The following is a 12,894-nucleotide window of genomic DNA, read 5'->3' as shown; positions in this document are numbered from 1 at the left end:
AATCCTGTCGATAGAATATCATAGATATCCATCAACAGGATTTATTATAGAGCCTAAATTTGAAGGATGCTCGTTTGCAGAATGTTCTACATGTTCAATCATGGCATCAATCATGAATAAAACATCAGGATCATTTAAAAAGTAAAATACATGTGTTCCATGTTTATGATGCTTAACTAAATTATACTTTTCTAAAATGCCTAATTGTTTTGAGACGATAGGTTGGGCCAGCTCAAGATTAGTTGCGATTGTAGAGACGGCAACTTCTCCAGAAGAATTGCGTAAAAAAAATAAAATAGAAATTCGGCGACTATTGCTTAAAACTTTATATATTTTAGCTGCTTCATTGACTAGGGATATATCTAATTGTTTCATTATCTAAACCTCATTGACAATATATCAAAAATGGAATATTATACTTTCTGCATATAAGTATATCAAATTCGATATATTTATGGAGAATAAACATGAAAGATAAATCATCATTACGTTATTTTTGGGTAACACTATTAAATATTATTATTACAATTGCTGAGTTTATTGGGGGAGCTATTTCTGGATCCTTAGCTTTGCTCTCGGATGCTGTGCATAATTTAAGTGACGTAGGTTCGATAATTTTAGCTTTTGTGGCTAACTTGATTGCTAAGAGAAAACGAAATAATAGTAAAACTTTTGGATATGATCGAGCAGAGATCTTAGCAGCTTTTACTAACGGGATTATTTTAATAGTAATTAGTATTTATTTGTTTATCGAAGGAATTCAACGTTTTAGCCATCCGGAACCAATTAAGGGAAAAATTATGTTAATTGTTTCTTTAATTGGTTTAGCTGCGAATCTCATTTCAATGCTAGTAGTTATGAAGGAAGCAAAAACTAGTCTTAATGCAAAAGCTACATTTTTAAATATGCTTTCGGATGCCATAACTAGTGTTGCAGTTGTGATCGGAGCAGTTGTAATTTCAATTTGGAAAATTTACTGGGTTGATCCTGTTTTGACGATAGCAGCTTCGGTATTTTTACTTAAAGAAGCCTATGAAGTTACTATTAAAGCTGCTAATATTTTAATGGAGACGAACCCTAGTATCGATTTAAATAAGATAAATGAATTAGTTTTATCTTGTCCACATGTGAATAATATTCACCATGTGCATGTTTGGCAATATTCAGACAATGTGACGATGTTAGACGCACATATTAATGTGGATAAAAATTTAGATGCTGTGCAATTAGAAAAGATATACACAGAAATTGCTAAAAAATTGAAGCCGCTTGGAATTAACCATGTGACACTTCAAGCAGAATGCACACATGGAATTAGTGATAAAATGATTTTTGACGATAAAGAAGATTAGTTAATCTGGTTTTGCTGCTATTTGGTAAAATAGGGGCAAAGCCTTTTATTTTAAGGAGCAGAGAAAAATGAAGTTTGATACTAATGATCTAAAAGAAAATCTAAAAAATTATCAAAAGAAAGCTACAGACCAATTTAAGGACTTTGCTGAAAATGATTGGCCGGATATCAAAGATCACCTAACTGAAAAAGGACAACAAGCTGGAAATTTTTTGAAGCAAAACGGTGGAAAAGCTTATCAGAATTCCGTAAAGGCTTTTAAGAAAGCAGTTCGAAACTTAGACCAAAAAGTAAATGGCACAAGCATACACAAGGATGATAAATAAAATGAAGGTAAATATTTGGGTTGCAGTCATAGTGCTATTAATTGGATTATGGGATTTATACATAGCCTATAACCGTTATCAAAAAAAGAAAATGACTAAAAAAGATGTTAAAGATAATCTGACAAAGGGAACTATAGGAGCTTTAACAACTCTTCCATCAAGTGGAAAAGTTGGTGTCATTTCCTTTACAATCTTAGGTGTCGTTTTTACCATTACTGGAATTATTTTGTTTTTTATGATTTAAATGAGGTAGGTGAGAAGAAAGTTGGCCAAATTAGTTTTAGTTAGGCATGGCGAAAGCATAGCTAATCGTGATAATGTTTATACGGGCTGGAATGATGTGCCTTTAAGTAAAAAGGGGATTGAACAAGCAAAAAATGCAGGTCTTAAGGTAGAAAAAATAGCTGAATTTGCGCCAACACATATCCATACTTCTGTCTTATCACGTGCAATTATGACAGCTGATATTATTGCGGATGTTTGCAGCTTTTTATATTTACCTATTACTAAGACTTGGCGTTTAAATGAGCGTCACTATGGAGCGCTTCGCGGTATTAATAAGGATGTTTCAAAAAAGATCTTTGGTAAAGAACAGGTATTAAAGTGGAGACGTGGTTTTGACAGTGTGCCACCACTTTTAACTCAGCCGGTTCAAGATCGAAGATATCAAAAATATGATATGCGTCTAATGCCTCAAGGAGAAAGTTTACATCAAACTCAGGAGCGATTAATGCCTTATTTTTGGGATCATATTGCACCTGAATTAATGGCTGGTCACGATCAATTAGTTGTAGCCCATGGCTCAAGTTTGCGTGCTCTTATCAAGAAAATCGAAAATATTAGTAATAAAGATATTGTAAAAGTTGAAGTTCCAAATGCGGAACCAATCGTTTATACTTTTGATTCTGACTTGCATATTATTAAAAAAGAAATTTTACACTAATTGAGTAGACAGTGGTCTACTCTTTTTTAATAGTTTGTATAGGTATTTTTATGGTAAAATTTTTTACGAGTATATTGAACAAATTCTTGTAGAGTAGGAGAAAATAATGCGTAAAATATTTTTATTAAGAGGAGCACCCGGATCAGGCAAATCTTCCTTCATTGCTCGTCACCACTTGCAGCCTTACGCTATTTCTCGTGATGAAATTAGGCTGCTACTAGCGGATTTGACAGTTTATTATGAGGAAAGTACAGATCAGTTGCACCAAGTTATTCCTCGCCACGTAACTGTACGTACAGAACAGATGGTTGATAATTTAGTACAGCATAAAATGGCCTATGGTGAAACGATTATTGTCGATGGTACTCATATCACACCTGATAAAATTGAACACTTCCGTCCTTGGGTAGAAAAGTATCGCTATGAATTATTTGTAGTCGACTTGATGCAAAACAATAGTTTAGAAAGTCTGTTACGTCGAAACCAGACTAGAATGCATTATGATTGGGTTAAGCCTGACGTAATAAAGATAATGTATGAACAATATGAAGCTAACCCGGAAGTACCATCTTGGGCATATTCTATTTTGCCTAATGGAATGGAGCGAGCTTTAAGCCAAAGAGAAAAGAATTTAGATCATTATTCACATGTGGTTTGTGTGCCAGATAAGGTTAAGCCAGAAGATTTTCCACATGTTCATATTTCTAATTTCTATTTTTCTTTTAATGATGAATTTACTAAAAAGTATGGAACTTATCGAAACGTAATTACTCTAGGTAAGACTAGGGATGAAATCATTGAACAATTTAGACTCCCATACTTTGTATTTAAATTCCACCACAAGCATTTCTTAATTTCTGCTTATCCGATTCGAAATGAAATGCTAGATCCTATTCGAAAAGTAAAAGGAGTTTGGTCTTACTCAACTGGATTATATAATGTAGCTGATTTTGTGAAAGAATTTCCAGAAAATGAACATCAACATGTTCATCAATTTAATTTAAGTAAGATTGATTCTACTCGTTTACTACATATTTGGTAATAAAAATGAGAAGGTTGAAGACCATCCTGATAAAATTGGGATTGTATCAGTTTCTACCTGCTCATTTTTTTATATAAAAGATTATTTTAGTAAGAATATTACAGATTTTATATAACTAAAATATTAAAAATAACAATAAAAAAACATTATGTGAATTATTATGTGAAAAGTTGAGTATAATTTAAGTAATAAGAGAAAAGAATAAGGAGGAGTATACGCGTGTTTTTTAATAAAAAAGATAATGACAGCAAGCAACGGTTTGGTATTAGAAAATTAACTGTAGGAGCTTGCTCTGTATTGTTATCCACATTAATCTTGGGAGTAGAAATGCAGGAACCAACCTCAAAGGTTCAAGCTGCCACTACAGATACTTCCAACAATTATAGTACGACGGAACCAGCGAAGAATTCTAAAAATACTTATTTAACTTCTAGTGAAGTAAAAGAAACAACAACTGAAGCTACCTCGGTAAGTAAGAAAGAAAAGTCAGCTGTTGATAATGCTGGTCAAAATTTATCAAAAGAAAATGATGATAAAACAGTAATCCCTTCAGCGTCTGTTACTGAAAATAATAAATTAAATACGGTTAGTAATAAGACTGAATCAAATACAGAAGAAGATTCAGCAAAGACAGAAGCTTTAAATAATAATGAGGAAAACAAGAATACAGGAGACTCTAATAAGGAAAATACTGTAGAAAATACTGCTAATGCCAATACTGTAGCCGAAGATACAGCTAGTCTAGATTTAAATAAAGTCAAAGATAATGGTAGGATCAATAATTTAAAAGATACAGTTGAGATCTCTTTGCTTAAAAGTGCTACGGTTTCTAAATTACGTACATTATCATCATCAAACGATATAGCTGGAGCTGATGAAATTAAAGCAAGTGCAGCAGTAACCATTCCAAGTAATGATGGACGCTATACTTTATACATTTCAAGAAATACTTGGGGAAATACTACAGATGGTAATCAACCAGCTAAGGTTTTACTTTCAGGAAATGTTCTCACTGGTGATACTGTAACTATTTCAATTCCAAGCTATGGCATTGTCGGCGTAACTCAACCAACTATAGACGCTAACTATGGTAGTGCATCTATAAAGGATGTTGGTAATGAGAAAGTAGTTACTTATAACTTCACTACTTCTGGAGTTATTAATCCGATTATTACGATTCCCGCTGATAATGGATATGGCGCTAAACCACAACCGATGCAGATTACGCAACCTACGGTTAAGGATATTACGTGGACAATTAATGGTGTAGAGCAAACATCAGCTAAATTTCATATTGATATTAACCCTGTATGGAATCCGAAATTTGCTTTAAGTAAACCTAATCCAGAGTCTACTGATCAAAATGCGTTAAAGAAGATGATTCCTAATTATGAATCAATCTATCAACTAGCAATTAATGAAACTAACGGGGTTGCTCCGGGCCAAGACTACAGCAACACGCCTCTTCCTTCTCAAAAAATTAATAGTGCCGTTAATTATGGCACTATAATTACAATCCCAATGCCTAAAGGTTATGTGTTAGATCAATCTGCCACAATGCAACTTAATAATTTTGGGGATAAAACTACCATTACCCAAGAAGGTAATAATGTTATTATTACTGTACCAAAAGGTTCTGGTACGCAGAACTGGAATAGCGGACCGGCATACCAACTTGTTGGGTCATATGATATTGCCATGCCAGCTATCGCTACCACCTATACGGCTGATGCTCCTATTACGATTGTGCAAAAGCTTAATGATGATGGTAGTCAAACAAAAGTTTGGAATGGTCCAATAGTAAGTCAAGATTTTTATGGCACAAATGATGAGATTCCGTTAGGCCAAATGCCGCTTTATGCCCAAGCTGCCTATTATGGGAATCAGCTGTTAAATAACGGCCATAAACACATCGTTGCTTACTTTGGTATTACCAATGAATCAATTGCTTCATACAATGATTACAGTAGTAAACTTGCTTTTAATTTTGATGAGGGTCTTGGTGTAACTGAACTAAAAACACCGACTATCCCTGGTACAAGTAACTATAAGTACACCATTACTTACGCAGATGGTACAACGAGTGAAGGACAAGTAAATGCTGGTGAAACTATTACTGGAACTGGGGTAATTACTAACATTGTAGTTAGCCCTGATGACCTTGAAAGAGATCAAAGTACAGCTATTAACTTGCCACTTAATAATTTTGCAAATCAAACTACTCAGTCAGTGAACGCGTTTGAAGCATATGGTGCTGTTCCAGATACAGTTAAGCCGGGTACACAATTAGTCGCCAATATGACTTTTACTGGAACAATTCAACAAGGAAATGTAACAAGATATTTGACTAATAAAGTTCAATTTGGTCAGAATGTTGTTTCACCCAAGGATTTAACATCTTCTATAGGGATTTGGAGTAACCAAACTTCAACTGCAACTGGTAAATCAAATGTAGCCGGTATGTCTCTAGCTTATGGTGGTGGACAGACAAATAATATCTATGAACCGATTTTTTACTATGTTTTACCGGAATGGTTCTCAGTTTATGATTTTTCAACTGACTATACTAAGTTACCGCAGTTTTGGCCAAATAGTAATAATGGTGTAGTAGGTGTGCCTAAGTTATCACTGTTTACTGTACCAACAAATATTCCAGGTTTGTCACGTCAAGTTGTCAAGATTGACTATTCAGGTACTGGCTATAATTATCTCTCCGGTGGCGGAGCCAATAACTATATTCACTTCAATACCTTGCCTGATGGAGCTAATGGAACTTATCAAGGGATGATCTATATTGTTAGTCCAACAACAAAACTAACCAATGCTGCCTATAATCCTAATAACACAAGCAATTTTGCTCCAAGTGGTATTACTTTTAATCCGGATTGGGTACAGGGAAACACTTCTAATCTTTATTATGTCGGAAGTGCAGGCTTTACCATTAATCAAGTCGGTGGTGCTAACACGGCTAGTGTTGCTCAGGGTAATCAAGATGATATCTTGGTTGATTCTGGGATTTCTAATCTCTATGACTCCAATGAGATGGAATATGCAGTTCGTCTAATTAATAGCTCAGGTGCTAATTTAACTAATGTTGTTGCTTTGGTGAACTTACCACAAGCTTCCGACACTAGCTTTACTTTTCAACTAAGTGGTCGTCCTGTTTACGATGGTGATAAGACGAATTACACGTTCTTATATTCTACGGAATTGGGTGATCTTAAGAGTAATAGCGATCCTGATGGTACTAAACCCGATGAAACCGGGTATGTTACAGCAGATCAAGTAACTAATTGGTCTAAGATTAAGTCAATTATTATTAAAACTTCATCCTTAAATAATAATGGAAGTTCAGATCGTTTGATTTTTACAGGAATAGATCCTAACTTGGTAAATGATGCTGGTAAGACGGGATATATTAGTACTGGATTTTATTCAGATACTACGAAGCCATTTATAAGCAGTGAGGCAATATATAATGCAAGTACCGATCCTAACAAAGTAAAGCCAGCTAATATTACCGTAACTGGTGAAGCTAAGATTAACTTCAAGCTTCGATATACTGATGAAAATGGTCAAGTTCAGACTGTTGATCTTCCTGAATTAAGTACTGGTTATAATTTAGCCCAAAACAATACAATGTTGACTGAACAGGAAGCTATCAATCTTGCAAATAGGAATGCAGCATCTTCTATCCCTGCTAACTACGAAATTAAGTCAGCAACTTTGCAATCTGGTGGAAAAACTTGGCAAACTGATGCACCTGCAGGTACTCCAGTCTTTGGTGGAAATGTTCAATACTTCTATAATAATGCAACTGTAATATTAGAGGCTGTGCCAATTCAACGTACACTCACTTATAAAGTAATTGATGAAAACGATCCATCAAATCCGGTAATTATTCAGTCAAACACTGATTTATTAAGTAATGGCCAAGCAATTACTGGAAATCAAGGAAGTAATGTTCCAACTGATGCAACGACTGCATATAATGCAGTTAAGAGTGCTTTGGAAAAGCAGGGCTATGTAATAAGTTCAAATAGTAGTACTGTACCAGAAACTTTTGGTCCAGATAATACTGCATTAACGATCTATGTAACTCATAAGCGTGTAAAGGTAAGTACACCAGATCAATGGCCAAGTAGTAGTACCGATACAGATAAAGTTGCACTTTCGAAAACACTTACTAGAACTATCAAAGTTGAAGGCTTACCAACACCAGTTGAAGGAACTACTCAAAGCGTAACGTTTAACAGAACAGCGATTGTTGATGAAGTCACAGGTAAAGTAATAGGTTATGTAGATCCAAGTGATAGTACTAAGACAATTACAGATGGTGATGCTGCATGGACGAGCACCAATGCAACTTGGAGTAGCTGGACTAGCTCAACTGTTCCAGAAGGCTACTATATTGAAAGTGCAAAAGTCGGTAATACTGACTATCCTGCAGTAACAACTAATGCAAATGGCATTATTACTGGTTTAAATAGTATTACAGTGACTCCAGAGATGAGTTCGATAACAGTTAATGTGGTCTACAACAAGGTCAATCTTGATTTAACGATTAATCATGATACTATTACTAATACCTACAATGGCAGTGAACAACCAGTTTCTACCGATATAATTAGTGAAATTACTCATACTGTTGTTTCATCAAATACTGATGTATCTGTTCAAAATATTGCTCAAGCTATTCAAGATGCTAACTTGACGTCAGATGATTATTCATACACAGATGACCAAGGTAATATTTTAGCTGGCGCACCAACTAACGCTGGTAATTACCGCATTATTTTGAACCAAAATGGTTTAGATAAATTAAAGCAAGTCGCTGGCGGTTTAACAATTAATTATGATCCAAGTAAGTCATACGTTAACTACACGATTGAAAAGGCACAAGCAACAGCCGAATTAAAAGGAAATAATTCTAAAACATACGATGCTAAGGCAGTAAGTAATGTTGAAGTTACTAAAGATGGTAATATCAAGATTACCGCAAATGTTCCTGGCACTACTCAAGGTGCATATCAACTTCAAGCAGGCGACTATGATTGGTACAGCGAAGATGGTTCAACAAAATTAAATGGTGCACCAACAAATGTTGGAAATTACACAATTAAGTTGAACAGTACTGGAATTGCAAACATTAAAGCGCATTATGGTAACAGCAATAATGTTAATTGGACTGATGATGCAATTACAGGTAGTGCGACTTACGAGATTACTAAGGCAGCTGCTACTATTTCATTAACTGAAGAAAACAAACAAACCAGCACTTGGACAGGTGATGTAATTCCTGTAAATCCAGCTGATTTTGTACCAACTATTATCACTGATAATGGTCAAACTTTGACTGTTCCAGTTGGTACTTTAGGTGTTGGAGATTACACAGTTACTCCTTCACCAGTTGTACCAGATACTTATAAAGTTTCATTGACTCCAGAAGGTATTGAAAAGATTAAAAGAGCTATTCCAACTAGTGGAAACTATGTTTGGAGTAAAGCTGGTAATGGTTTGTTAGAAATTGTCAAAGCTAAAGCTGATTACCAAATGTCAGGTAGTGGCGAAACTACTTATACTGGTTCTCCAGTAGAGTTGCCAATGAATCAACTTAAAGCAGCAATTTCTTCATCTAATACAGTTAGTGGACAAAATCTAGTAATTCCCAATTTTGATGCTAATGACTTTACTTGGTCGAGCGGTAATGCACCAACTAATGCTGGTGAGTATACTATTAAGTTAAGTGAAACTGGTATTAATAAGATTACTACTGCCAATCCAAATTATGGCTTAACTCTGGGCACTAATGTCTTTACTTATACCATTAAGGCAGCTGACGCTACAGCTAAGTTAACTGGGAACAATCGTAAGATTTATAATGGGCAAGCAACTACTACAGCAGAAGTTAATAGTAATGGTCAAATAAAGGTAGCATTAGATTATTTAGGGAAGACAGAAAATTATACCTTACAGACTGGTGACTATACTTGGTCAACTTCTGATGGAAATGCGCCAACTGACGTTGGCACTTATACTATCAAATTGACTAGTGTCGGCTTGACGAACTTACAAAAGGTAATCAATGATAAGAATGGTGTAGGTAATGTCAATTTAATTACAGCTGCTAATAATGCAGGAACTGCTAACTTCGAAATTATTAAGGCAATCCCAAGTGCATCATTTACTGGTCAAGACCAAAAGACTTATGATGGTACACCAATTGCTGGTTATGTGCCAACTTTGACGATTACTGCTCCTGGTCCACATGATGTAGCTTTAGTTGCTGGCACTGATTATGTTTGGACTAAGGATGGTCAAACATTTACTACAGCTCCAACTGATGCAGGGGAGTATACTGTTTCCTTAACATCGAAGGGAATTGGTAAGATCAAAGCAGCAAATGCAGCAAATCTTGATTGGTCGAATGTAACGATTAATGAAAATGCAAGTTACACGATCAATAAGGCACAAGCAACAGTTAACTTTGATAATCCTGCTAGTCAAACTGTTGAATATGGTAAGAATACATTTGATGCAAATAACTTCAAACCAATTATTTCAACAAATAATCAGGTAACTGTTAACATTCCAGAAGGGGTGACTCTTTCTGCAGATGCTGGTGACTTTGAATTCACTGCTGCAAATGGTGATAAAACAACTACTGTACCAACTGAGTTAGGCACTTATACTGTTACTCTAAGTGAAAATGGTTTTAAGAAGCTTCAATCACAGACTAATAATTATAATTGGATAAATGCTGCAAGTGGTACCTACACAGTAAATAAGGCAACCAATATATCTGTAATCTTAGATGGGCATCAAGAAGTAACTTATACAGGTAATACATTTACAAATAGTGATATTAATGTTGATGATTACCAAGTAGTTCTTGGTAATGGTCAAACTTACAAGTTAGTTGCTGGGGATTTGGAATTTGTTTCAAGTCAAAATCCAACTAATGTTGGCTCTTATAAGGTTCAACTATCTACACAAGGTAAGGAAAATATTGCTAAGGTAGGTGCAACTCATTACAGCTACAACTTTGATAATACTGGTACTCGTAATTTCGAAATCCAAAAAGCTATACCAAGTGTTAAATTTAATGCCAGTGCTGAAAAGGTATTTGATGGTACGCCAATTGCTCTTGATAATTATGCTACTAAGCCTGCAGTCACGGTAACTGCACCAGGAAATCCAACTGTTATTCTGGAAGATGGCGATTATGTTTGGGTAAAAGATGGAATTACTTATACAACTGCTCCAAGCAATGTTGGTGTGTATACTATCGAGTTATCTGAATCAGGTAAGAATAAGATACTGCAAAACAGTAATAATTCAGAAAACCTTGATTGGTCTAACGCCAAAATTAGCGGTGAAGGTTCATATGTAATTACTGAGACTACTGCTAGTGCAAATCTTTCCGGGAGTGCATCTAAGACATATGATGGCAAACCAGTAACTACGACTGAGATTAATGCCAAAGATGGTACAGTTGAAGTAACTATTAGCATTTCAAACAGCAATGAAACTGTAACTTATAAGTTGCAAGCTGGCGACTATACTTGGAATACACCTAACGAAGATGCTCCAACTGATGCAGGTAGTTATACATTAAGTTTGAGCAAGACCGGTCTTGCTAACTTCCAAGGTACAATTGATAACAAGTGGGGTGAAGGTAACGTTAAGATCACAGATAGCGATCTTAAGGGAGAAGCTACCTTTACGATTACCAAGGATAATATCACTATTTCAGGAAACCATACTCAAACAAGAACATATATAGGAAATCCACAAGTAGTAGATCCGGGTAACTTCCCAATTACGTTGATACCTGATGGTGATGGTCCAGTTCCAACAATTCCAGACGGAACTTTAACTAGTGATGACTTTGTAGTTAAGGATAAAGATGGAAATCCTGTAGATCCAACTAATGTTGGTGACTACACAGTTTACTTAACTCCAGAAGGAGTTGAGAAACTTAAGGAGCTCAATCCAAACTATAACTGGCCAACAACTGAACAAGAAGTTGGAAAATTAGTAATTGAGACAGCTCAAGCAAATGCAATTGTAAGTGGTGAAAATAGCCGTATCTACAATGGACAAGTAATCAGTACGGTAGATCTCTACAACGGCGGAGACATTGATGTTACGATTTCTGGAATTAATGGTGCCAAGATTACTTATACATTGAGAGAGGGGGATTACGATTGGAGTGTTACTGATCCAACTAATGTTGGTACTTATACTTTAACTTTGAACAGTACCGGAATTAGTCATTTGCAAGAAGTGCTTACTGAAAAATATGGTGCTGGAAACGTAACTCTTGAGAATACAGCAGTAACTGGAAACGCTAGGTTCACAATTACTCCAGCTCCAATCATTATTTCAGGAAACGGTAGTCAGATCGGGACATACACAGGAAATCCACAAGTAGTAGATCCAGGTAACTTCCCAATTACGCTGATACCTGATGGTGATGGTCCAGTTCCAACAATTCCGGATGGTACGTTAACAAGCGATGACTTTGTAGTTAAGGATAAAGATGGAAATCCTGTAGATCCAACTAATGTTGGTGACTACACGGTTTACTTAACTTCAGAAGGTGTTGAAAAACTTAAGGAGCTCAATCCAAACTATGATTGGCCAACGACTGAACAAGAAGTTGGTACTTTGACTGTTACTCCAGCAAAAATGGATGTAACTTTATCAGGGAATGGTTCTAAGGTTTCTGATGGTCAACCAGCAAGCGTTGATCTTTCAACTTTGTTAGACAACTTAACTGGTAACAATCTTAATAAAGATGGTTTAACATTGGATAACTTTAGCTGGAATACTCCAGATGGTAATGCTCCAACTGAAGTAGGTAATTACACGATTACTTTAAGCGAAAATGGTTTGAAGAAACTTCAAGATAATAATTCAAATTACACTGTTAACGTAACTGGTGAATTTAAGTATAGTATCACTCCTGCTAGTCAAAAGATTGAATACGTTGATGGCAATGGTAAGATTATTAAGGCTATCGACAATATTGGTACAGACTCATCTAACTATGGTGACAAAGTTGACTTTGATGTAAAGCAGAATGTTCCAAAAGATTACAAGCTGGTCGATTCTAACGTTCCAACACAAATCACTATTGAAAATGGTGTGACGAAATTTGTTATTGAACCTAATATTGTAACAACAACTGAGACTAAGACCATAACTAGAACGATTATTGTTGAAA

Annotated in this window: 7 protein-coding genes; 6 read left to right on the top strand and 1 reads right to left on the bottom strand. The window is 35.4% G+C overall.

Features of this window, described 5'->3' with window-relative positions; translation table 11 throughout:
- Positions 1-18 precede the first annotated feature (18 nt).
- Complete coding sequence (locus tag FD18_RS06080) at positions 19-375, bottom strand: ArsR/SmtB family transcription factor (RefSeq protein ID WP_057719078.1); 357 nt, start codon at positions 373-375, stop codon at positions 19-21.
- A 92-nt stretch (positions 376-467) separates the two neighbouring features.
- Between FD18_RS06080 and FD18_RS06075 the strand changes: the two genes are divergently transcribed.
- The 6 genes from FD18_RS06075 to FD18_RS06050 all read left to right on the top strand — a co-directional run.
- Positions 468-1,352, top strand: a complete 885-nt coding sequence (locus tag FD18_RS06075) for a cation diffusion facilitator family transporter (protein WP_057719077.1) — start codon at positions 468-470, stop codon at positions 1,350-1,352.
- A gap of 67 nt (positions 1,353-1,419) precedes the next feature.
- Entirely contained in the window at positions 1,420-1,677 is a 258-nt protein-coding gene (locus FD18_RS06070) for a hypothetical protein (protein WP_057719076.1), read from the top strand.
- Position 1,678: 1 nt separating this feature from the next.
- Positions 1,679-1,921, top strand: a complete 243-nt coding sequence (locus FD18_RS06065) for a hypothetical protein (RefSeq protein ID WP_057719075.1) — start codon at positions 1,679-1,681, stop codon at positions 1,919-1,921.
- A gap of 21 nt (positions 1,922-1,942) precedes the next feature.
- Positions 1,943-2,620, top strand: a complete 678-nt coding sequence (locus FD18_RS06060; RefSeq protein WP_057719074.1) for a 2,3-bisphosphoglycerate-dependent phosphoglycerate mutase — start codon at positions 1,943-1,945, stop codon at positions 2,618-2,620.
- A gap of 106 nt (positions 2,621-2,726) precedes the next feature.
- Positions 2,727-3,662 (top strand): AAA family ATPase, encoded by a 936-nt coding sequence (locus FD18_RS06055; protein ID WP_057719073.1) that lies wholly within the window; start codon positions 2,727-2,729, stop codon positions 3,660-3,662.
- 219 nt (positions 3,663-3,881) lie between these two features.
- A partial coding sequence (locus tag FD18_RS06050) for an MBG domain-containing protein (RefSeq protein ID WP_157053611.1) occupies positions 3,882-12,894 on the top strand: 9,013 nt, incomplete at its 3' end.

The sequence above is a fragment of the Lactobacillus taiwanensis DSM 21401 genome (assembly GCF_001436695.1).
Lineage (GTDB): Bacteria > Bacillota > Bacilli > Lactobacillales > Lactobacillaceae > Lactobacillus > Lactobacillus taiwanensis.
This window is presented reverse-complemented; position numbering and strand designations above follow the sequence as displayed.